The following is a 21,240-nucleotide window of genomic DNA, read 5'->3' as shown; positions in this document are numbered from 1 at the left end:
CCATGGAAACGAACCCGAAAGAGAACACGACGCAGCCCGAGCTGTTCACCGCGAGCGACGTCGCGCGCTTCTGTCAGGTGGACCTCAAGACCATCCACAATTGGGCGGACAAGGGGGAGATCCGCCACTTCCGCACGCCCGGACGGCACCTCCGTTTCCGGCGGCTGGACGTGCTCGATTTCCTCCGAAAGTACGGCTACCCGATCCCGGAGATCCTCCGGATGGGCAAGCCGAAGGTCGTCGTGGTCGACGACGACCCCTCCGTCCTCGCCGCGCTCCGCAAGACGCTGTCGCGGAGGTTCGACCTGACGACGTTCCAGGATCCGTTCGACGCGCTCGTCGCGGTGGGCAACCTCCAGCCCGACGCGCTCATCCTGGACATCATGATGCCGGGCCTCGACGGCGTGCGCTGCCTGGAGCGGCTCCGCTCCATCGACGCGACCTCGCACATCCGCTGCATCGTGTACTCGAACCACGAGGACATGAAGAAGAACGCGACCGAGGCCGGCGCCTACGACTTCATCAAGAAGGGCGAGGCCGGCGAGCTGCGCGACTCGCTCGAGCGGCTCATGGGCCTCGAGCGAGGGTGACGCCCGCGCAGGCCAGCGGCGCCCCTCATTTGCCCTCGCGGTAGGCGCGGATCGCGTTCACGATGGCGTCCGCCATCTTCTGCCGGAAGTCGGCGGTCGCGAGGCGAACCTCGTCCTCGGGGTTCGATATGAACGCGGTCTCGAACAGCGCGGCCGGCATGTCGGCGCCCGCGAGGACGAAGAAGCCCGCGCCCCTGACGCCCTGATCCTTCGTGTCGGGGTAGCGGGGCGAGAGCGAGGCGAGCGACGACCGCTGGAGGAGCTCGGCGAAGTGGCGCGAGCGGGCCGCCATGTCGCCGACGTTGAGGTTCGACAGGATCGCCGCCACCTCGAGGCGGGCGCCGGGATCCCCTGGGTCCACGCCCTGCCCTCCCCGCCCGGCGCGGGCGGCGTTCTCGCGCGCCGCGAGCTGCGCCGACGTCGCCTCGCCGTCGTGGGGGGCCGCGAGCGAGAACGTCTGCACGCCACGAGCGCGGCCGTTCTCGCTCGCGTTGCAGTGGATCGAGACGAACAGGTCGGCGTGGAACGCGTTCGCGCGCGCGGTGCGGAGCTCCAGCGGGACGTAGGTGTCGCTGTCCCGCGTGAGGAGCGTCTCGATCTTGAGCTCGCGCGCGAGGAGCGGGGCGACGCGGTGGGCGACGTCGAGCGTCACATCCTTCTCCTTCAACCCGGTGGGGCCGACGGCGCCGGTGTCGTTGCCGCCGTGCCCCGGGTCGATCGCGACACGCCGGACCTCTCGCGCGCCGCCGGGGTTGTCCTTGTCGTCGCGCAACGGAGCGCGGGTGCTCACGTCGACGACGATCCGGAACGGATCGGGGAGGTAGAAGACCCGGCGGTGCAGGTTGGCGGCGAGATCGAGGACGACGCGCGTTCCATCCGGCTGGACGCCGACGCGCACCCGCCGCAGGACGCCGCCGACCTCGATCTCCCGCGCGATGCCGCGCGACGTCGCCCTCGCGATGTCGACGAACACGCGCGCATCCTTGCCGGCGCTCTCGTCCGCCGCGAGCGTGCCGACGTCGAACGTCGTCGGCGCGGAGAGCTCGACCACGACGCGCGCCCCTTTGTCCGAGCCGTGCCGCTCGATCGAGGTGATCTTCACCGGGCCGGTGGGCGCGGCCGGCGCACGGGGGGCCACGACGACATCGCCGGTGGCTTCGGCGGTCGTCACCTGCACCGGCGCCGCGCCCGCGGAGCTCGCGGGCGCGGCGGAGGAGGCCGGCGCCGGCCCCGATGCGAGCGCGAGCGCGACGCCCTCGACCCGGTGTCCCTCCTGCTCCAGCGCGCGCAGCGCATCCCCGCTCGGCCGGTAGGCAGCGGCTTGCGCGAGCGCGAGCGCGAGCGCGCCCAGGCACTGCGAGCGCGGCGCGCCGCCGGACGGCGCGGGCGGGGCGAGGGCCGCGTAGCGCCGCGAGACCAGGTAGAGCTCGCGGTACGCGACGGCCGCGTCGTGAGCGAGCTCGCCGGCGAGCAGCGCGCGGCGGCGCTCGGCCTGGCACGCGCGCTCGACGTGGGCCGGCTCGGCCGAGGCGCGGAAGGCCGTCGCCGCCGCGCTGTAGAGCTCCATCGCCTCGCGCGCGTCGGTGACCGCCTGATCGAGGCGGAAGAGCCGCACGCGAAGGTCGCCGGCCAGCTCCGCGAGCGAGGCCGCCTGCGCCGGCGCCCCGGCGCGCGATGACGCGATGGCGACGGCATCGGCGAGGGCGACCGTCTCGGCGCGCGGTGGGAGGAGCGCAGCCGGATCGAGCAGCGCGGCGGCGCGCTCCTCGTCGGAGACGCCGGCGGGCGCAGCCGGCGCGCCGCCCTCCGCGCTGCACCCGAGGGTGGCGTGCGCCACCACTGCAAAAAGCGCGATCGCCGCGAACACCGCGGGGCTACGATGCAACTGCGCCGGGCTGGTGTGCTGTCGGCTCGCCAGTTCAGCCCCGCGCGCCGAGCGACTGGCGATGCGTCCAGGAGGTTTCACGTGCCCGACCTCACGCCCACTTCATCCACAGGACCCCTCTACGCCGACCGCGCGTCGGGGGAGAGGTTTGCCGACGCGACGAGCATGGTCAACGCGTATCTCGCCCGGTACAACGCGAGCTCACAAGGCGGGGCCGGATCGCCGAGCGGCGCTGGCGCCAGCACGCTCGACGAGACGGGGTACGCGCAGCTCCAGCACGGGAGCGCGACGATCGGCGTCAACGTGCTGGAGGCTCAGGGCGTCCTGATGGTCTTCTCTCCCATCATGGCCGTCCCCCTGAGCGGGCGCGAGGCCTTCTATAGGCGTCTCCTGGAGCTCAGCTTCGTCATCACCTCCGACGCGGCCTTCGCGATCGACAAGTCGCGCAACGAGGTGGTGGTGCGCTGCCTGCGGCGCCTCAGCGCGCTCGAGTACGAAGAGTTCGAGGACATCGTCGCGACGGTGAGCCAGGTCGCCGACACCTGGGATGACGCGCTGCTGCGCGACGTGCGCGGCGGGTGAGCCGTTCGCGGTGGTTTCCGGGGGCGCCGGGGGGGGCGCGCGCTCCCGCCGTGCGCGGCAGCCCGTGATGCGCCGATCCGTCGCGAGATTGCGGTGCAGCAGACGCGGGTGGTAAGTTCCTCACCGCGATGACTGCGGGGGAGCAACCGACGACCGCGGAACCTGGTGAGCGCTCCCTCTCTGCGGAGGAGGCGGAGCGGATCGCGTCGTCGATCCGGCCATCCTGGGAGGGGTTCGACGAGCTGTCGGGCGCCCGAGGCGACGCGCGCGGCGGCACCGTCGCTCAGGAGCCCGGCGCATCCGCGGCGAAACCGTCGGAAGCCCAGGCGCCCTCCCCCGCCGAAGCGCCGGCGGTGAAGCCTGGACCCGCGGTGGCGCCTTCTCCTGCTTCACCTGCGGCGCCCACGACGCGCGTCATCGAGGCCCCACCAGCCGGCGCGTCCGGCGTGTCCGACACCGTGATCGAGGGGGTCCCGACCATCGCGATCGGCGAGGACCCGCCGGGGCCGCCCGCATCGGGGGCCACGTCCCGCGACGCGGGAGCGGCGGGGACCGGTGAGCAGGCCAGCCCCTCGCCTCACGCCCGGACGGCCGGCAGCGCCTCGGACGCGGGCGCCCCGAGCGCGCTGGAGGGCGGCGCGGTGACGCGGGACCAGCCCCCCGCGCCGGCAGGGAAAACACAGGTAGGAATGGGTGAGCCGGACGCCGCGGCCGGCGCGCGCGCCGCTGAGCCGCAGCCGCGGGTGGACCGGTCCCCCTCCCCGCCCCCGGAGAACGAACCGCCGTCGGCACGGCCGGCGCGCAGAGGCTCCCGCGCAGGGCATCCGGCCAGGGAAAGCGCGGATTCCATCGCCGCGTCCGGCGTCCGCACGGACGACCACGATCCGATCGAGATCCCCGTGTCCACGCCGAACAAGACGGCGCTGCGGGTCGTGATCGCCCTCGCGGGCGTGGCCTTGCTGCTCGTTGTCGTTCGCGCCTTGCGTCAGGACGACGCCGGAGAGGATCCCGGGCCCCCGGCGTCGTCGTCGGTGGCGGAGACCCCCGCCGCAGCGACCACGCCCCCCGCCGCCTCGCAGGCGCCCCCGGTCGCCTCGACCGCCGCCGCGGCTGCGGACGACGGCGCGTCGCCGGCGCCGAGCGCATCAGCGTCGCCTCCGGCTCCCACGCCGACAACATCTGCCGCAGCGGCGGCGTCTACCTCCGTCACGACGCCTCCTGCGGCCACGGCGCCTGCATCTGCCACGGCGCCCGCTTCCGCCGTGAGCGCAGCGACGCCCGCGGTGCCAGCGACCAGGCCGAAGGCGGCGCCCCCTGCACAGAGGCCCGCGCCTCCAGCACCGGCGCAGCGTGGTGCGAGCTCGACCGGAGGCAGCAAGGGCGGCGGCATCATCCGCGATGCGCCGTTCTGAAGCGCACCTCTTTCTCGCCTCGGCAGCGAGGCCTGCTGCAATCGTACCTTCCGCGGACGCCGACGAGGCGAAGCCCGATCTGAGGAGCCATGAAAACACGCGCCTGCGCCCCAGTCCTCCTGCTGTCGCTGATCGCTCCCGCCGTGCTCACGGAGGCCGGGCTCCCCCCTTCTCTCTTCAGCGAGCCGCTGAGCTTCGCGCAACCGTCCGATCCCGTGACCGAGGTCGCGCGCCAGCGCTACGAGGAAGGGGTCAAGGCGTACGACGCCGGTCGGTTCGAGGAGGCACGCACCGCGTTCCTTCAGGTCTACGCGCTCAAGCGACACCCGGCCGTGCTGCTCAACCTCGGACAGAGCGAGCTTCGCTCCAATCACCTCCAGGACGCCGGCAAGCACCTGCAGCAGTTCCTGCGCGAGCACGCCGCGGCGACGCCGGAGCAGCGCGCCGCAGCGGAGAAGGCGATCGCCGATGTGAAACGGAGGTCCGGCTTCCTCGTCGTGACCGCCGACGCGAACGGCGCGGACATCAGCGTCGACGGCGTCCTCATCGGCAAGGCGCCGCTGCTCGATCCGGTGTTCGTGACGCCCGGCAAGCACACCTTGTTCGCGACCTACCTGGACCGATCAGCGACCACGCAGGTGGACGCGAAGATCGGCACAGCCACGCCGGCGACGCTCACCCTGGGCACGAGCGGTGCGACGCCCGCGACGCCGCCTGTCGGCGCGTCGACCCCGGCGACGCCGACAGGTGCGCCCACCTCAGCCCCCCCGGGCGCCGTGCCGCCACCGCCGGCGCAGCCTCCGGCGACGAACATCGCGCCGCCCGCGCCGGGCGCGACCGCTCCCGGCGCGATGGCTCCCGGCGCAGCCGCGCCGAGCCCCTCGCCATCACCAGCAGCGCCGACGGGCACCGGCGGCTTCAGCGTCTCGACGAGCAGCACGATGGGCTCGATGGGCCCGGCGCAGGCCTCCGGTGGACGCGAGCCGTTCTTCCACTGGTACGCGCGCAAGCCGCTCGCCTGGGCGGGGACCGGCGTCGCCGGCGTCGGCCTGGTCATGGGGATCGTCGGTTCGGCCATCACCGTCGACGCGCGCAGCAGCGCCGACAACATCGGGGGGCAGATCGAGGCGTACGTCGCGGGTCACCAGAGCGCGATCCCCGCGAACCGCAGGTCTCAGCCCTGTGGCGCGCGCGAAGATCCGTCGGGTGACCTCCCCGACTTCAGGAACGCGTGCGGAAAGCTCCGCGAGAAGCTCGACCGCTTTGACGGTGCGGTGCCCTGGGCGATCACCGGATGGGTCCTCTTCGGCGTCGGGGTCGTCGGCACCGCGACCTACGCCATGATCGATTGGTACCCGCAGAAGCAGCAGACCGCGGCCGACGGGCCGCGCATCACCGCGATCGCGCCGTTCGTGGCGCCAGGTCAGGCCACGCTCAGCGTCGCAGGCGCCTTCTAGCGCTGCAGCCCGGTGCGCGCGCGCCGCGGATCGAGCTCACGTATCCCTCGCGACGCGGAGCAGATCCCGCATCGTCGACCGCGGGACATCCGCGAGCCGCGCCGCGGCGCTCACGTTGCCGCCCACCTCCTCGAAGGCGCGGAGCGCGTCGGCGGGCGTGATCTTCCGGCGGACCGGGGGCTCGCGATCGGCGATGACCGCCGTGATGTGCTCGGGCAGCACACGGCCATGCGCGCGCAGCGCGGCCTGAATGAGCACGTTCCGCAGCTCCCGGACGTTGCCCTGCCAGCGGTGCGCCCTCAGCGCGGCGAGCGCCCCAGGGGACAGCTGGCGCCGGCCAATCTCCGAGCTCGCCAGGAGGTGCTCGGCCAGGAGCGGGATGTCGTCGGGCCGATCGCGCAGCGCGGGGAGCTGAAGACGGCACACCGCCAGGCGCTCGTAGAGATCCGCGCGGAAGCGACGCTCACTGACGAGGGTCTCCAGGGGCTCGCAGGTCGCGACGATGAGCCGCACGTTGACGTGCGTCGGCCTCTCCGCGCCCAGCGGGCGGACCGTCCCCTCCTCGACGACGCGCAGCAGCTTCGCCTGGACCTCCAGCGAGAGCGCCGCGATCTCGTCGAGGAAGAGCGTCCCATGGCTGGCCTCGACGAACGCCCCCTGACGCTCCCGAACCGCGCCGGTGAACGCGCCCCGACGATGGCCGAACAGCTCGGACTCGGCGAGCTCCCGCAGGATCGTGGCGGCGTTCAGGACCACGAACGGCCGGTCGGCCCGGCTGCTCTCCGCGTGGATCGCCCGGGCCACGAGGTCCTTGCCCGTGCCCGACTCGCCGCGCAACAGCACGGGGAGCTGGAGCGGCGCCACCCGCCGCACCGCCGCGGCGAGCTGCCGCATGGGCCGCGAGCGGCCGATGAGCCCGGGGAGCGGCGGCCCATCCTCCTCGATCACCGGGACTTTTCGGGCCGCCTCGACGCACATCGCCGTGCGACCGATCTCGAAGCAGCCGCCAGGAACGAGCATCGCCTGCCGCACGCGGACGCCACCGACACGAACGCCGTTGCGAGAGCCGAGGTCCGTCACCTCGATCGATGCGCCGCGGTGCGCGACGCGGCAGTGCCGGGCGCTCACCGCGGCATCGTCAAGCCTCACGTCCGCAGCCGGAGCGCTGCCCAGGATGAGCTCGGACCCCGGCGCGACGGCGATGCGCACCGGAGCGCCTCCGCCAGGGTGCTCGCAGCGGAGCCACACCGTGGCCAGCACGTCGCTATCGTCCACGATCTCCACGGTGACGTCCCGGGTCGAGAGGGGCTCACCGCCGCGCGCGCCGGGGTCCGATCGGCCGCCGGGCGCTCCGACGAGCGCTGCCGGCAGCGCCACGAGGGGCGCGGCCGGCGCCGCAGGCGGCGCGGACGCCGCCATCTCGCCATGAGCCGAGGTGATGGGTCTGGAAGGGCTGTCGTGGTCGCTGCGGATCTGTGCGTCGTCCATGTCCAGGAGGTTTGTCGTCGGCACGCGAGGCGCAGTTGCGTCGCCCGGGCGACATTCCTGCTCGTCGGCACGCGCCCCCTTTGCGCTCCGGACCGCGCTGTTCTAGAGGCCGTTCGTGAGATCGCGCTCGACAAGGTGGACCGCGCCGATGCTCGGCGTGGCGGCAGCGGGCTGGGTGCTCTCGGCCAACCAGGCCCTCGCCCAGCCCGCAGATCAGACGACGGCCGCAGCCGAGGAAGCGGCCGCAGCCGAGGAAGAAGAGGAAGCCGGTCCGGAAGCAGGGGTGAAGCGCCCCGCCGGGCCCGACGAGCGAAGCGGACACCTCCTGCTCCAGGGACGGGCCGGGTACAGCCAGCCCTTCGGCGGCATGGCCGCCGGCCAACCGGTCACCGACACGGTCTCGGGCGGGTTCGCCTTCGGCGCCAACCTCGGCATCGGCTTGAGCCGCGTGACCGTCCTGGAAGCAAGCGGCTCCTACACCCTGCTCCCGGCAGCGGCAGGCTGCAGCGACTGCTCCGGCCGAAGCCTCGACCTGGGTCTGGGGTTCGTCTACCACGTCGCCCAGGGGATCGCGGTCGACCCCTGGGTCAGCTACGGCGTGGGGTACCGGCGAACGGTCTTCACATCGCCGGAGGCCTCGGCGGCCGGCTCGACAGCGACCGATCGCGTGTTCCACGGTCTCGATGTCGCCCGTATCGCGCTGGGCGCCGACTTCTACCCGGCGCCGATCCTCGGCGTCGGAGTGTTCGCCGAGCTCGACGCCGGCACCTACCTCTCGCGCCCTGACGAGGGTTCCGACCCCACGGCCTACGGATTCTTCCAGATCGGTGTGCGCCTCGCGCTGGATCCCCTACCCCGGGGCACGCGACCTCCGGCAGCCTCGGCGGGTACATCACCGAGGATCGCCGCTCGAGCGACCGGCTTCGAGGAAGCAGCCCGCCGCTAAAGCAGCCGGAATGTGGGCGGTCCAGAGCGAGGGGCAGGTATAATCTGCCGCGAATGGGCGAGTTCAGGACGAGCAGCCGCACCCGACCCGTCGCGGCTGCCGTGACCGACGTAGGTCGCCAGCGAAAGCACAACGAGGACAACGTCCTCGTGAAGTCCGAGCTCGGCCTCTTCGTCGTGGCGGACGGCATGGGCGGGCACAACGCGGGCAACGTCGCCAGCGCGCTCGCGACCAAATCGCTCGACAACTTCTTCGAGGCGACCCGCGCCGGCAGCCTGCCAGGCCCCGTCCCGGCCGACGAGCAGGAGCTCGATCCGGAAGCACGGCGCATCGTCGCGGCGATCCGCAAGGCGAACCACGATGTGTTCGTCATCTCGAACACGTACACCCAGCACCAGGGCATGGGCTCGACGGTGGTCGCCGCCTACGTGTCGTGCGAATCGGAGCAGATCCACGTCGGGCACGTCGGCGACAGCCGCTGCTACCGGATCCGACACGGCGAGATCGAGCAGCTCACGAAGGACCACTCGCTCATCAACGACGCCCTCGCGCTCAAGCCCGACCTGAGCCAGGACGAGCTGGCGAGGCTCCCGAAGAACATCATCACGCGCGCGCTCGGCATGAAGGACGCCGTGAAGGTCGACATCCGCTCGGAGCCCACCCAGCCCGGCGACGTCTTCCTGCTCTGCTCGGACGGGTTGAGCGGGATGATCTCCGAACAGCAGATGCTCGATGTGTTCGACGTCACCCAGGATCCGCACGAGGCCTGCGAGCTCCTCATCGAGATGGCCAACGAGGCGGGCGGGACCGACAACATCTCGGCGCTGATCGTCCGCATCCAGCTCGACGCGCAGGACGAGCGGCAACCGAACAGCGCCGAGCTCGACGACACCCGGCCCCTCCACGTCGATGAGTTCGGCGAGACGGTTCCGCCCGCGGCGGTCCACGACGGACAGCTCCCGGTCGACGAGGTCGATCTCGACATCGCGGCGCAGCAGGTCCACTCCATCGCGGACAGCGGCCTGCGGAGCCAGGCCCACAGCGCGCCAGGCACGGTGGCGAGCATGGCCGCCGCCGCGCCGTTCACGGATCGGCGCTCGCGGGCCGCCGCCGGCTCCGGTCGCTACACCGCCGTGACGACGGCGGCGAGGCCTCCCGTGAAGGAAGCCCCGCCATCGAAGCCCGCGAAGCGCGCGACCGAGGTGCGGGTCGCGCGGTGCGCGCACTGCAAGCACGAGCTCTTCATCGGCAACCGGTTCTGCGTCGAGTGTGGCGCCCCCATCAAGCCGTGAGCCGCGCGGGCGGGGCGGCCGGCTCGGCGTCGACCTGCGCGCCGCCCCGAGCGCCGGTCGCGAGCAGCGACCGACGCCGCGGGCCGACGCTGCAGATCACTTGACCGCGAGCAGCTCGACCTCGAAGACGAGGGTCGAGTTCGGCGGGATCACGGGCGGGAAGCCGCGAGCGCCGTAGCCGAGCTCCGGCGGGATCGTCAGCTTGCGGAGGCCGCCGATCTTCATGCCGGCGACCCCCTGATCCCATCCCTTGATCACCTGCCCGGCCCCCAGCTTGAACGAGAATCCCTGGCCGCGGTCGCGCGAGCTGTCGAATTTGTCGCCGTTGGTCAGCGTGCCGACGTAGTGCACCGTCACGAGCTGGCCGTGCTTGGCCTCCGCGCCTGTGCCTTCCTTGAGGTCCTCGATCCCGAGCTCTGCTTGCATGGTCGACTCCTTTCGGCGCGATGGGAGGAGCGCTGCACGGTCGCGTCAAGCCGAAGCAGCAGATGAGCCCTCCGGGCGAGCGCCCGCGAGCGCAAAGACGCTCGGGTAATCGTGGCTCAGCCGCCGAAACCAGGGAACGTGAACACGGGCGCGCCTCCGGTCATCCGCCAGGTGTTGGCGGTGTGCTGGACGACGGGCTGCCGCAGCAGCGGGTGCGGGTGCGTCTGCTCGAAGGCAAACAGGATCGTGGCGGGCGTGAGCTGATCGAGCGACGCGAAGAAGCCGAGCGTGAGCATCGCGCCGCCCTCGGTCCAGCGGTACCCCTGCTGCCGCGCGCCGGCGGCGAGCAGGTTGTTCACGCCCGCCACGTCCGCCGCGATCTCGTTCGGCTGGTTGAAGATGGGGAGCGTGCGCGACAGCATCCGCCCGAGATCCGCGGGCGTGACGCCCCGGCTCCCCCCCTGCCCGTTCGCGCAGCCGGTGTGCCCGAGGTGATGGTGGCCGAGCTCGTGGCCGAGAACGAACGCGAGCTGCTCGTGGTAGAGCTGGCGCTGCCGCTCGACCTTGCGCGCGTCCGTGTGCTGCACCGGATCGACGAAGCCCACCGGCGGCCGGATGATCGGCTGCCCAGGCCGCTGCCGCTGCGCGAGCATCCGCAGGAACTCGTCGAGCTTCCTCGTCCCGAAGACCTCGTCGGTCGCCTTGAACTGCGCGATCTGCGCCTCGACCTCGAGCAGCCCGTCGGTGATCGCCATGAACGGCATCCGCTGGTCGTCACAGCCGGCGAACGCGTTCACCTCGCCCACCGTCGGATCGGCGATGAACGGGATGCCCCTCACCTTCTGCTGCGAGGCCGCCGGCAGCGCGCCGATCAACGCGCCCATGACGACGCCGGCCTCGGACTGGAGCCAGCTGACGTTGATGTCGTTGATGGGATCGCCGACCACCGGCAGCCCCGGCATCGTGGGCACGTTGAAGGTAGGCGCCGGCACAGGCCCGGTCTGCGCCGGCGGGTATCCGGGTTGCTGCGGGTAGCCGGGCTGCTGTGGGTAGCCGGGCTGCTGTGGAGGAGCACCCTGCTGGGGCGCGCCGTACGGAGGATAGGCCTGGCCGTACGACGGCTGAGACGCAGGCCGGCGCGAGCTGCCTCGCTGACAGCCTGCGACCAGTCCGAGAGCCAGAACGAGGGCGCCGATCGGTCGAAGCAGATTCATCGCCGCGAGCATAGCGCACCGCGGGGGGATCAACCTCGCCGCGCCGCGCGCAAGATCTCGGCGTGCGGTCGCGGTCCGCGGCGCAGGCCGCGGCGCCGCGATGAGCCGAAAGCCGGGCGCCGGGCGTCAGGCGCAGGAGGACCGATGAACAGACACCGTGCCTGGTCTGCCGCCGCCGCCACCCTGTGGATCAGCGCCGCCGCGCTCTCTGGCTGCGGCGGCGCCTCCGTCGCGCAAGCCCCGGTGGCGCCGGAGCCCGCCGGTGCGACCTCGATGGCGCCGCACAAGGGGAGCGCCGTCGAGACGGCCGATGATGCGCTCGCGGAGCTCGAGCGCGCGGAGGACGAGCTCGATCAGGCGATCGGCGCGCCCGCACAGCGCGACGAGGGCCGGGCCGTGGCGGAAGCGGCGCAGCCGGGAGCGCCGCCGCCGGCTGCCTCACCGCCGAGTCCGAGCGTACCCGACGGCCGCGCCGCGGCGTCACCGCGGGCGACGGCCGCCGGCGGCGAGCCCCCGGCCAAGAAAGCCGAGCCGACGTCCGCGCCGCCGTGCGAAACCGCGTGCCGCGCGCTCGCGTCCATGAGCCGCGCCGCGCAGCATCTCTGCGGGCTCGCCGGCGATGCGGACCAGCGGTGCGACTCCGCACGCGCCCGGGTCAAGAGCGCGACAGACCGGGTCGAGGCGCGGTGCCCGCGCTGCGCCGAGCTCTGAGCCTCGACCAGGGACGCACCGCCGGCCGCTCCAGCTCGACATGAGCGGCGCTGCCGTCGCGCACAGCTGTGCTCACCTCGATGCGGGCCGAGCGCGCCCTCCGCTCAGACGACGCCGTCACGGGCCCGGCGCGAGGAGCTGAAGCAGCCGCACATTTTTGTACATGTCCCCGAGCGAGCCTGCCGCCGCATGGCCGGCCTTCGCGAGCAGCTCGATCTCCTCGGGGCGCACCTCCACCTGCACCGTCAGCCGGCCGGGGCCCGGCTCCACGGCGAGCGTCGCGCGCTTCGCGATCTCGGCGAGCGCTGCCCCGGGCTCCGGGCCGACGAGCGCCTTCAGCGCATCGACGTTCGCGCGCTTCTCCTCGAGGAGCTTCCGGAGCTCTTCGGCCGCGTCGGCGGACGCGGCGTCGATCGCGACGGTCACCGAGAGCCCGCCCTTCGTCGAGACGCCGACGGTGACGGCGCGCGGGCCCGTGGAGCCGGTGAGGATCGCGCGGAGGCTCGGCTTGCTCTCGGAAAGGAGGGCGACGCCCAGGAGGGGACGATCCCACCCGATGTGCGCGAGGCGCGACGTCGCCTCGTCCCGGCTCGCCAGCGACGTCCCGGCCTCCTCGGCGTCGATGCTCGCGCGGATCTCCGGCTCGGCGCCATACAGCAGGATCGACCCGCCGCGCACGGCGATCGCGTCCTCGCCGGCGCGGAGCAGGTACTTCACGCCTTTGTACTCTGCCTGGACGTAGCTGTGCGTCGCCAGGCGCTCCGCGAGCTTCTGCTCGTTGAAACGCCCGCGCGCGACCACGAGCGACGGGGCGACGACCAGCTTGTCGACGTCGAACCCGAGATCGATGCCCGTCGCCTTTTTGATGTCGTCTCGGGTGCGCTCGATGTGCAGCCGCACCGCGCCGCCCTCCGTGCCGAGCGCCTGCAGGTCGAGCTGGTGAAGGTCGACGATCACCACGCCGGGGGCGCTGCCTTGGACATATTCGAGCAGCGACTCGTCTCTCGGAAAGGTTGCGGCGCGGAGGTGCGCCACGCCGAAGCCGAGGAGCCCCGTCTGCTGGGCGAGGACGATGAGGAGCACGAAGCCGACGAGCACGATGTACTTGGCCTTGCCTCGCTTCTTCTTAGCTCCGGCGACCTGGACCGGCTTCGACGCGCTCTCGGTGCTCATCTGTGCTCGCTGCGCCCTCTCTGGGATGCCGCACGCCGCCAGGGCCCAGCGGGAACCGCCTCCGCAGAACCGCGAGCGCCGCTCGTGGGCCCGGGGCGCGCTGCGGCAGAGCATAACCGGAAGCGGGACGCCGGCCAGGCCTTCCGCCGGGGCCGCCGGCCGGTTAGAACCGACGCGACGTGCCTCGATCCTCGTCCTCCGATGGCGGCGGCGCGCTCGCACAGCCGAGCGATAGCTCCGTGCTGCCCGCCGCCCTCGGCCGCTACCATGTGCAGCGCCTCCTCGGCGAGGGCGCGATGGGGCGCGTGCTGCTCGCGCACGACCCGCTGCTCGATCGCGACGTCGCGCTGAAGCACCTGCGCGACGACCTGCGCATCCCGCGCGACGTCCGCGAGCAGCTCATCGTGAGGATGCGCCACGAAGCGCGCGCCGCCGCCCGGGTGACCCACCCGAACCTCGTCACGCTCCACGACGTCGGCGAGGACCCGGACTTCGGGCTCTACCTCGTCTTCGAGTACGTCGAGGGGCCGACGCTCAAGCAGCACCTCCTCGAGCGGCGGCTCTCGGCGCCGCAGGCGGCGCGCCTCGCGTGCGAGCTCGGCGAGGCCCTCACGATCGCGCACCGGGCAGGCATCGTCCACCGCGACATCAAGCCGGAGAACATCATCCTCTCCGCGAACGGCGGCAAGATCGCCGACTTCGGCATCGCGCGGATCCCGGACTCGACGCTGACGCACCAGGGAGGGCTCATGGGGACGCCCGCGTACAGCGCGCCGGAGACGTTCCGCGTCGGGAAGTTCTCGCCCGAGAGCGATCAGTTCTCGCTCGCCGCCGTCATGTACGAGGCGATCTCCGGGAGCCGCGCGTTCCCGGGCGACGACGCGGTCTCGGTCGCCTCGAAGATCGCGAGCGACGAGCCGCCGCCGATCGCGAAGGAGCTCGGCCTCCCTCCGTCGCTCGATCAGGTGCTCGCGCGCGGGCTGTCGAAGCGACCCGAGGACAGGTACCCGAGCTGCGACGAGTTCGGCGCCGCGTTCGCGAGCAGCCTCGAGTGGGCGGCCTCCAGCCAGATGCCGAGGCGGATGCTGGACAGCGCCGTCACGGCGACGCCGGCGCTGCCCGCCGAGCCACCGGCGGTGCGCGCAGATCCGCTCGACGCCGACTTCCCTCCCCGCGAGCGGAAGACCGGGCAGATCGCCGTGGGCGCGGCCGTGGTCGTGGCCACGGCCGCGCTGCTCCTCCACACGGCGCTGCGATCTGCAGGCGCGCCCGCCGAGGAGCCCGCCGTCGGAGCAGCGCCGATCGCCTCGTCGGCGACCACGGCGCCACGACCGCGCCCCGTGCCGTCGACGCGGCCAGCGCGCCCGAAGCACGACCCCACCGACACCACGGCGCGCGCGACGGTCAGCGCGGAGCCCAGCGCCGCGGAGCCCAGCGCCGCGGAGCCCAGCGCCGCGGAGCCCAGCGCCGCGGAGCCCAGCGCCGCGGAGCCCAGCGCGAGCGCGCCGGGCAGCGCCACGACCTCGCCCGTACCGACAGCGCTTCCCGAGGACGAGCAAGGCGCGGACGCCGGAGCACCGGAGACCGAGGCCATCGACGTGCCAGAGACCACAGAGCCCGGCACGCAGGACGCCGGTGGCGCCGATGCTGCTGCGCGTTGAACGGGTGACATCGCGGATGCGTTGTCACGCGGAAAGAACTCCCGTAAAGGAGCCCGAGTAAGCACCGTCGCTGTCCTGCACGGCCGACGTCAAGCGCCTCGCCGGGTCCATCGCAGGCCCCGGAGAGGCGCCCTGGAAACACGCCGACCGCTGCGCTAGCGACTGTCTGAATTGCTGTTCTGCCCCGTGAGATCTCCGCGATGACTACCCTGACAAACGGCGACGATCTCCATCTGTCGCTCTACCGAAAGATGTTTCAGATACGCCGCTTCGAGGAAGAGGCGGCCCGCGCGTACGCGCAGAGCAAGATCGGTGGGTTCCTTCACCTGTACATCGGTCAGGAGCCCATCGCCGTCGGTGCTTCCGCGGCGCTCCGCCCCGACGACTACGTGATGACCACCTACCGCGATCACGGGCTCGCGCTCGCCCGCGGGATGAGCTCGCGCGCCGCGATGGCCGAGCTCTACGGCAAGGTCACCGGGTGCTCGAAGGGGCTCGGCGGCTCGATGCACTTCTTCGACAAAGAGCACAACATGCTCGGCGGCTACGGCATCGTCGGCGGGCACATCCCCATCGCCGTCGGGACCGCGTTCGCGTCGAAGTACCGCGGCGAGGACCGGGTCTCGATGGTGTTCTTCGGCGAGGGCGCGGTGAGCATCGGCGACTTCCACGAAGGGATGTCGCTCGCGGCGCTGTGGAAGCTGCCGATCGTGTTCGTCTGCGAGAACAACGAGTACGCGATGGGGACGCCGCTCTCCCGGACGCTCTCGGTCGAGGACGTCTCGCAGAAGGCGCTCGCCTACGGGATGGAGCGCGATCGCTTCAACTCCGAGCACGTCCTCCAGGTGCGTGATCGCCTCGCCGAGGCCGTCGCGCGGGCGCGCACGCAGTCGGAGCCGACGCTGGTCGAGATCAGGACGTACCGCTTCCGGGGCCACTCGATGAGCGATCCCGGCAAGTACCGGACGAAGGAGGAGCTCGAGGAGCGCAAGAAGAAGGACGTGCTCCTTCGCTCTCGCGTCGAGCTCGAGGAGAAGGGCCACAAGGCCGCCCTCGAGGCGATCGAGAAAGAGGTGGAAGACGAGATCACCGACGCGATCCGCTTCGCCGAGGAGAGCCCCGAACCCGGGCCCGAGGTGCTCGAGCCCACAACCTATGCAGGACCTTTTGCGCGATGACCGTCCTAAGATTCCGTGAGGCGGTTCGCGCCGCCATGGTCGAGGAAATGGAGCGCGACGAGCGGGTGTACCTCGTCGGCGAGGAGGTCGGGCATTACCAGGGCGCCTACAAGGTGACCGAGGGGATGCTCGACAAGTTCGGGAGCAGGCGCGTGATCGACGCGCCCATCACCGAGAGCGGGTTCACGGGCATCTCGATCGGCGCGGCGATGGTCGGGCTCCGGCCGATCGTCGAGTACATGACGTGGAACTTCTCCGCCGTGGCGTTCGACCAGATCCTCAACAACGCGGCGAAGCTCCGGCAGATGTCCGGCGGACAGCTCAGCATCCCGCTCGTGCTGCGCGCGCCGAACGGCTCGGCGAAGCAGGTCGGCTCGCAGCACTCGCACTCGATGGAGCACTTCTACGCGCACATCCCCGGCCTCAAGGTCCTCGCGCCCGCGACGCCGGCGGACGCCAAGGGTCTCCTCAAGTCGGCGATCCGGGACGACAACCCGGTGCTCTTCATGGAGAGCGAGACGCTCTACGGCGTGAAGGGCGAGGTGCCCGACGACCCCGATTTCATCGTGCCGCTCGGGGTCGCCTCGATCGCGCGCGAGGGGACCGACGTCTCGATCATCGCGTGGAGCCGGATGGTGCACGTCGCGCTCGAGGCGGCGGCGGAGCTGGAGAAGGAGGGCATCAGCGCGGAGATCGTGGACCTGCGATCGCTGCGCCCGCTCGACGAGGAGACGATCGTGCAGAGCGTCACGAAGACGCACCGCGCGGTCGTGGCGCACGAAGGCTGGCCGTACGGCGGCGTCGGCGCGGAGATCGCCGATCGCATCCAGCGGCTCGCGTTCGACGAGCTGGACGCGCCCGTGCTGCGCGCGACGACGCTCGACGTCCCGATGCCCTACAACGCGCGGCTGGAGCAGTACGTGATCCCGCAGGCGTCGCGGATCATCGAAAATGTTCACCGCGTTCTCTACAAAAGCTGACTGAGCGGACCCACATCCCCGATCAAGGTTGATAGACCCATGGCGAAGGTTCTGGAACTTCCGAAGCTGTCCCCGACCATGGAGGAGGGGCAGATCAGTGCCTGGCACAAGAAGGAAGGCGACGCGATCGACATCGACGATCTGCTCGCAGAGGTCGAGACCGACAAGGCGACCATGGAGTACAAGTCCTTCGATCGAGGGACGTTGCTCAAGATCCTCGTGCCTGCGGGCAGCGTGGTTCAGCTCGGCCAGCCTGTCGCGATCATCGGCGCCCCGGGCGAGGACGTAAGCGCCCTCGCCGGCGGGAGCGGCGGCGCTGCCGCGGCGAAGCCGAGCGCGGCGGAGGCTCAGCCCAAGGGAGAGCGCGCCGCGCCGCCGGCCGGCGGCGAGGCGCCCGCGACGAGCCCGCCGCCCGCGGCGCGCGGCGAGGCGATCTCGCCGCCCACGCAGCCGGCTGCGCCGCAGCCGTCGTCGAACGGGCGCGTGAAGGCGTCGCCCTACGTGCGGAAGCTCGGCCGAGAGCGCGGGCTCGACCTCAGCAGCGTCGCCGGCAGCGGCCCGCGCGGGCGCATCGTCGCGCGCGACCTCGAGGGGCTGAAGCCGGCGCCGGCCGCCGGGGCGGCCAAGGCGACCGCCCCCGGCGAGCTCGCTGCGCCGGAGGTGAGGCCGCTCAGCATGATGCGCAAGGCGATCGCCCGGCGCCTCACCGAGTCCAAGCAGACGGTCCCGCACTTCTACCTCTCGATCGACGTCGACGCCGATCCGCTGAACGCGCTTCGCGAGCAGATCAACGCGGATCTCGCGGCGACCGCCGCCGAGGGGGAGAAGCCGGCCAAGGTCAGCTTCAACGATCTCCTCGTCAAGGCGTGCGCCATCGCGCTCGTGCGCGTCCCGGAGTGCAACGCGCAGTTCACCCCGGACGCGATCCTCGTTCACCAGCGCGTCGACATCTCGGTCGCGGTCGCCGTCCCCGAGGGCCTCGTCACGCCGGTGGTGCGCGACGTCGATCGCAAGCAGGTGCTCGACATCGCGGCCGAGGTGCGCGAGCTCGCCGGGCGAGCCAAGGCGAAGAAGCTGCGGCCCGAGGAGATGGCGAACGGCACGTTCTCGATCTCGAACCTCGGCATGTACGGGATCGACAACTTCGGCGCCGTCATCAACCCGCCCGAGGGGGCGATCCTCGCCGTGGGCCAGGTCCGTCGCGAGCCCGTCGTGCGCGGCGAGCAGATCGTGCCGGGCCGCCGCCTGAGCATGACGCTCTCCTGCGATCATCGCGTCGTCGACGGCGCGGTCGGCGCGACCTTCCTCAAGGTCCTGCGCCAGCTCCTGGAGCACCCGACGCAGATCCTGATCGGCTAGCTCAGGTCGCCTCGGCGCTGCTCTCCAGAGCGTCGCCGAGGCGCGCGAGGTTCCGCGAGAAGATCTGCACGGACGGGTGCGACGGCCCGAGCGCCTTCGTGGCGATCGCCACGGCGCGCTCGATCTGCTGCCACGCGCCCGACAGATCGCCGAGCGCCTGCAAGACGCGCCCCAGGTTGTTCACGATGCTCGCCACGACCGGGTGGTCCGGACCGTACGTGGCTTGCGCGATGCCGAGCGCGCGCTCCAGCTGCTCGCGCGCCCCGGGCAGCTCGCCGAGCGCTTGCAGCACGCTGCCGAGGTTGTTGCAGCCGATCGCCACCGCCGGGTGGTCCGGGCCGTAAGTCGCCTCGGCGATCTTCAGCACGCGCGCGAAGTTCGCGCGCGCGCCCTCGAGGTCGCCGAGGTCGCGCAGCACGCTGCCGAGGTTGTTGATGTCCCGCGCCACGTCCGGGTGATCCGGACCGTAGGTGTCCTCGACGATCGCGAGCGCCCGCTCGAAGTCGGCGCGCGCCCCGGCCAGGTCGCCGAGATCGCGCAGCACGCGCCCGCGGTTGTTCAGCGCGTGCGCGAAGCGCGGGTGGTAGAGGCCGTAGCTGTGCTCATCGATCTTGAGCGCCTCCTCGAACTGCTCGCGCGCTCCCTTGAGGTCGCCGAGATCGTGGAGCAGTCGACCGAGGTTCGTGCGCCCGATCGCGACCGTCGGGTGGTCCGGACCGTAGGCGCGGATGTCGATCGCGAGCGCCCGCTCGAGGTGCACGCGCGCGCCCGCGAAGTCGCCGAGGTCGCGGAAGAGCGCGCCCAGGTTGTTGAGCCGTATCGCGACGCTCGGATCGTCGGGGCCGTACGTCGCCTCGTCGATGGCGAGGGCGCGCTCCAGGTGCTTGCGGGCGCCCGGCAGATCGCCCTGATCCATGAGCACGCTGCCGAGGTCGTTCACGTCGCGCGCGACGTCCGGGTGATCGGGGCCGAAGCTCGCGATGTCGATCGCCAGCGCGCGCTCCAGGTGTGCCCGCGCGCCGCCGAGATCGCCGAGGTCGTGGAGGACGCTGCCGAGGCTGCGCAGCACGGCCGCGACCTTCGGATCGTCGTGGCCGAACACCGCCTCGTGGAGCGCGAGCGCCCGCTCCAGGTACCCCTTCGCCTCCGCGAACGCGGCGCGCCCCTGCAGGTAGACGGCGAACCGGGCGAGGAGCCGCCCGCGCACCTCCCGCGCGACGTCGTGCACCTCGGCCTGGCTCGCCGCGGCGAGCGCGTGCGGCAGCCATCGGGCGCAGAAGGGCCACGTCTCCACCTCGTCGCTGCTCTCGGGGAACGCGTGATCGACGAGCCGGACCGCCGCCTCGGCCCACACCTTCCGGTCCTCGGGCGAGAGGCGATCGCGGACCACCGCCTGGACGAGCCGGTGCACGGAGAGCGCGCCTTCGTGCACGTCGATGAACGAGTAGCGGCGGAGCGCGGCGACCGCCTCGTCGAGCATCAGCGGATCGCTCAGCGCCTCCGCGAGCGCCGCCGGCAGGTGCGGCGCGGCGTCGGCGAGGCCCTCGCGCGGGATGTCGTCGGGCGCCAGGTACGCGCACAGGCTCAAGAGGTCGACCGCGACAGGCGAGAAGCGCTGCGCCTCCTGGAACGCGAGGCCCCAGGTCGTCGCGATCGGCGTCGGGTAGTCCATCGGCATGCCGCGGAGCAGGAGCCCGCGCTGGTGATCGCCGAAGGCGGCGTGGTAGGTCGCGATGGACGATCCCGTCTCCTTGATGGTCGCCGCCGCCTGCACCAGCGCGAGGGGGAGATCCCCGAGCGTCTCGGCGAGCTTCTCCGCGGCGCACGCGTCGCTCTGCCCGGTCCGATCGAGCAGGAACTTCACCGAGTCGGCGCGATCGAGCGCCGGCACGGTGAGCGGGGTGGCGATGCCGCGGAAGCTCGGGTTGCGCGAGGTGATGAGGATGTGCCCGGTGCGCGGGTGCGGCAGGTACGGGGCGACGTCCTGCGGATCGTTCACGTTGTCGAAGATGAGGAGCCACCTGTCGTTGCGCGACAGCCACGACCGGGCCGCCTCGATCGCGATCCGCTGGTCGGCCTCGTTCTGCTCTGGCAGGTCGAGGGCCGCGGCGAGGCGCGCGAAGTCCTCGGCCGCCGTGGCCGGCTCCTCGGCGCGGATCCACCAGACGACGCTGTACTGGCTCGCGTACCGGTGCGCGTACTCGGCGACGAGCTGCGTCTTGCCGACGCCGCCGAGGCCGCTGATGGACTGCGTGAGCGCAGCGGGCCCCCCCGTGGTGAGCGTGCTCCGCAGCTCGCTCAGGAGCTGGTCGCGCCCGGTGAAGCCCGGGTTCCGCGGCGGCAGCTTCTTGATGTGAGGCTCCGCGTCGGGCGAGCTCGACGGCCGTCGAGCGGTTGGCCGCTGCGTCGGCGGCTCCGTCTCGCGGACGGCGCTGCGGATCCCCTTCGCGATCTCCGTGAACGCCTCGCTCTGGTTCGGGTAGCTCGTCACGGGCCGCGCGCGGCTCGGCAGCGGCTGCAGCGCGCCGAGCAGCGTCTTCTCCCAGGCGCAGGGCCGCAGGATCACGGGGATGACCCGGCACTCGCCGGCCTCGTGGCGGCCGATCGCCTCTCGCATCTCCGGAGAGAGCCACGCGTCGGTGGAGAGGAAATCCGCGCTCACGAGCAGCAGCACGACCCGCGCCTCGCGCAGCCTCGCCGCGGTCGCCTCTCGCCGCTCCCTCCCTCCGCCGAGCGCGAAGCCCTGGTAATTCCGGATGACCCCCTGCCGTTTCAGCGCGTCGAGGTGGGTCTCGATCTTGGGCCGCAGGTCCTCGTCCCTCGGAGAGTAGGAGAAGAACACATCGGCGGGGCTCGTCGCCAAGGCAACCATAGTTCCTCTCGCGG

At 72.1% G+C, this 21,240-nt stretch carries 17 protein-coding genes; 11 read left to right on the top strand and 6 right to left on the bottom strand.

All coding sequences use genetic code 11. The annotated features are described in order from the left end of the window. Positions 1 to 2: 2 nt before the first annotated feature. Complete coding sequence (locus tag ACSRUE_RS28980; protein WP_012236418.1) at positions 3 to 590, top strand: response regulator; 588 nt, start codon at positions 3 to 5, stop codon at positions 588 to 590. A 25-nt stretch (positions 591 to 615) separates the two neighbouring features. Here the strand turns inward: ACSRUE_RS28980 and ACSRUE_RS28975 are convergent, their stop codons facing one another. After that, positions 616 to 2,427 carry an N-acetylmuramoyl-L-alanine amidase gene (locus tag ACSRUE_RS28975; RefSeq protein WP_437767478.1) on the bottom strand — a complete coding sequence of 604 codons (1,812 nt, stop codon included), beginning with the start codon at positions 2,425 to 2,427 and terminating at the stop codon, positions 616 to 618. Between the two features lie 213 nt (positions 2,428 to 2,640). Between ACSRUE_RS28975 and ACSRUE_RS28970 the strand changes: the two genes are divergently transcribed. The 3 genes from ACSRUE_RS28970 to ACSRUE_RS28960 all read left to right on the top strand — a co-directional run bounded on the left by ACSRUE_RS28970 (position 2,641) and on the right by ACSRUE_RS28960 (position 5,926). Continuing rightward, a complete protein-coding gene (locus ACSRUE_RS28970) occupies positions 2,641 to 3,057 on the top strand; it encodes a YbjN domain-containing protein (RefSeq protein ID WP_441286419.1) in 417 nt (138 codons plus the stop codon). 353 nt (positions 3,058 to 3,410) lie between these two features. Further along, a complete protein-coding gene (locus tag ACSRUE_RS28965; RefSeq protein ID WP_441286418.1) occupies positions 3,411 to 4,469 on the top strand; it encodes a hypothetical protein in 1,059 nt (352 codons plus the stop codon). Between the two features lie 89 nt (positions 4,470 to 4,558). After that, entirely contained in the window at positions 4,559 to 5,926 is a 1,368-nt protein-coding gene (locus tag ACSRUE_RS28960; RefSeq protein WP_441286417.1) for a hypothetical protein, read from the top strand. A 36-nt stretch (positions 5,927 to 5,962) separates the two neighbouring features. On the opposite strand, the gene ACSRUE_RS28955 is transcribed toward ACSRUE_RS28960, so the two are convergent. Then, positions 5,963 to 7,414: a sigma 54-interacting transcriptional regulator gene (locus tag ACSRUE_RS28955; protein WP_441286416.1), complete on the bottom strand. Its 1,452-nt coding sequence runs from the start codon at positions 7,412 to 7,414 to the stop codon at positions 5,963 to 5,965. 148 nt (positions 7,415 to 7,562) lie between these two features. On the opposite strand from ACSRUE_RS28955, the gene ACSRUE_RS28950 reads away from it, so the two are divergent. Then, positions 7,563 to 8,360 (top strand): hypothetical protein, encoded by a 798-nt coding sequence (locus tag ACSRUE_RS28950; RefSeq protein WP_441286415.1) that lies wholly within the window; start codon positions 7,563 to 7,565, stop codon positions 8,358 to 8,360. A 101-nt stretch (positions 8,361 to 8,461) separates the two neighbouring features. Next, on the top strand, positions 8,462 to 9,652 hold the full coding sequence (locus ACSRUE_RS28945; protein WP_437767472.1) for a Stp1/IreP family PP2C-type Ser/Thr phosphatase: 1,191 nt from the start codon (positions 8,462 to 8,464) through the stop codon (positions 9,650 to 9,652). Between the two features lie 96 nt (positions 9,653 to 9,748). Here ACSRUE_RS28945 and ACSRUE_RS28940 read toward each other — a convergent pair whose 3' ends face one another. Together ACSRUE_RS28940 and ACSRUE_RS28935 are read right to left on the bottom strand one after the other, a co-directional pair. Beyond that, positions 9,749 to 10,078, bottom strand: coding sequence for an FKBP-type peptidyl-prolyl cis-trans isomerase (locus ACSRUE_RS28940; protein ID WP_012236426.1), 330 nt, complete (start codon positions 10,076 to 10,078; stop codon positions 9,749 to 9,751). A gap of 116 nt (positions 10,079 to 10,194) precedes the next feature. Then, the gene (locus tag ACSRUE_RS28935; protein ID WP_441286414.1) at positions 10,195 to 11,070 is read right to left on the bottom strand and encodes a M48 family metalloprotease; all 876 of its coding nucleotides are present in this window, start codon (positions 11,068 to 11,070) and stop codon (positions 10,195 to 10,197) included. A 366-nt stretch (positions 11,071 to 11,436) separates the two neighbouring features. On the opposite strand from ACSRUE_RS28935, the gene ACSRUE_RS28930 reads away from it, so the two are divergent. After that, a complete protein-coding gene (locus tag ACSRUE_RS28930) occupies positions 11,437 to 12,003 on the top strand; it encodes a hypothetical protein (protein WP_441286413.1) in 567 nt (188 codons plus the stop codon). Between the two features lie 117 nt (positions 12,004 to 12,120). Here the strand turns inward: ACSRUE_RS28930 and ACSRUE_RS28925 are convergent, their stop codons facing one another. Continuing rightward, entirely contained in the window at positions 12,121 to 13,176 is a 1,056-nt protein-coding gene (locus ACSRUE_RS28925) for a hypothetical protein (RefSeq protein ID WP_441286412.1), read from the bottom strand. A gap of 179 nt (positions 13,177 to 13,355) precedes the next feature. On the opposite strand from ACSRUE_RS28925, the gene ACSRUE_RS28920 reads away from it, so the two are divergent. The 4 genes from ACSRUE_RS28920 (at position 13,356) to ACSRUE_RS28905 (ending at position 18,354) form a co-directional block, all read left to right on the top strand. Continuing rightward, a complete protein-coding gene (locus ACSRUE_RS28920) occupies positions 13,356 to 14,837 on the top strand; it encodes a protein kinase domain-containing protein (protein WP_441286411.1) in 1,482 nt (493 codons plus the stop codon). A 200-nt stretch (positions 14,838 to 15,037) separates the two neighbouring features. Further along, on the top strand, positions 15,038 to 16,015 hold the full coding sequence (gene pdhA / locus ACSRUE_RS28915) for a pyruvate dehydrogenase (acetyl-transferring) E1 component subunit alpha (protein WP_437767467.1): 978 nt from the start codon (positions 15,038 to 15,040) through the stop codon (positions 16,013 to 16,015). Then, a complete protein-coding gene (locus ACSRUE_RS28910; protein ID WP_437767466.1) occupies positions 16,012 to 16,995 on the top strand; it encodes a pyruvate dehydrogenase complex E1 component subunit beta in 984 nt (327 codons plus the stop codon). Before pdhA ends, ACSRUE_RS28910 begins: the two co-directional genes overlap by 4 nt. Before the next feature lie 39 nt (positions 16,996 to 17,034). Next, the gene (locus tag ACSRUE_RS28905; protein WP_437767465.1) at positions 17,035 to 18,354 is read left to right on the top strand and encodes a pyruvate dehydrogenase complex dihydrolipoamide acetyltransferase; all 1,320 of its coding nucleotides are present in this window, start codon (positions 17,035 to 17,037) and stop codon (positions 18,352 to 18,354) included. Between the two features lies 1 nt (position 18,355). Here ACSRUE_RS28905 and fxsT read toward each other — a convergent pair whose 3' ends face one another. After that, positions 18,356 to 21,226: an FxSxx-COOH system tetratricopeptide repeat protein gene (fxsT, locus tag ACSRUE_RS28900; protein ID WP_441286410.1), complete on the bottom strand. Its 2,871-nt coding sequence runs from the start codon at positions 21,224 to 21,226 to the stop codon at positions 18,356 to 18,358. Positions 21,227 to 21,240: the final 14 nt, after the last annotated feature.

This window comes from Sorangium sp. KYC3313, assembly GCF_052075895.1.
Classification (GTDB): domain Bacteria; phylum Myxococcota_A; class Polyangia; order Polyangiales; family Polyangiaceae; genus Sorangium; species Sorangium cellulosum_B.
This window is presented reverse-complemented; position numbering and strand designations above follow the sequence as displayed.

Excerpts from the sequence above, each read along its gene's own strand:
- pdhA (WP_437767467.1), top strand. The coding sequence starts at position 15,038 with ATGACTACCCTGACAAACGGCGACGATCTCCATCTGTCGCTCTACCGA.
- fxsT (WP_441286410.1), bottom strand. The coding sequence starts at position 21,226 with ATGGTTGCCTTGGCGACGAGCCCCGCCGATGTGTTCTTCTCCTACTCT.
- ACSRUE_RS28910 (WP_437767466.1), top strand. The coding sequence starts at position 16,012 with ATGACCGTCCTAAGATTCCGTGAGGCGGTTCGCGCCGCCATGGTCGAG.
- ACSRUE_RS28980 (WP_012236418.1), top strand. The coding sequence starts at position 3 with ATGGAAACGAACCCGAAAGAGAACACGACGCAGCCCGAGCTGTTCACC.
- ACSRUE_RS28930 (WP_441286413.1), top strand. The coding sequence starts at position 11,437 with ATGAACAGACACCGTGCCTGGTCTGCCGCCGCCGCCACCCTGTGGATC.
- ACSRUE_RS28950 (WP_441286415.1), top strand. The coding sequence starts at position 7,563 with ATGCTCGGCGTGGCGGCAGCGGGCTGGGTGCTCTCGGCCAACCAGGCC.
- ACSRUE_RS28960 (WP_441286417.1), top strand. The coding sequence starts at position 4,559 with ATGAAAACACGCGCCTGCGCCCCAGTCCTCCTGCTGTCGCTGATCGCT.
- ACSRUE_RS28925 (WP_441286412.1), bottom strand. The coding sequence starts at position 13,176 with ATGAGCACCGAGAGCGCGTCGAAGCCGGTCCAGGTCGCCGGAGCTAAG.
- ACSRUE_RS28905 (WP_437767465.1), top strand. The coding sequence starts at position 17,035 with ATGGCGAAGGTTCTGGAACTTCCGAAGCTGTCCCCGACCATGGAGGAG.
- ACSRUE_RS28940 (WP_012236426.1), bottom strand. The coding sequence starts at position 10,078 with ATGCAAGCAGAGCTCGGGATCGAGGACCTCAAGGAAGGCACAGGCGCG.
- ACSRUE_RS28970 (WP_441286419.1), top strand. The coding sequence starts at position 2,641 with ATGGTCAACGCGTATCTCGCCCGGTACAACGCGAGCTCACAAGGCGGG.
- ACSRUE_RS28955 (WP_441286416.1), bottom strand. The coding sequence starts at position 7,414 with ATGGACGACGCACAGATCCGCAGCGACCACGACAGCCCTTCCAGACCC.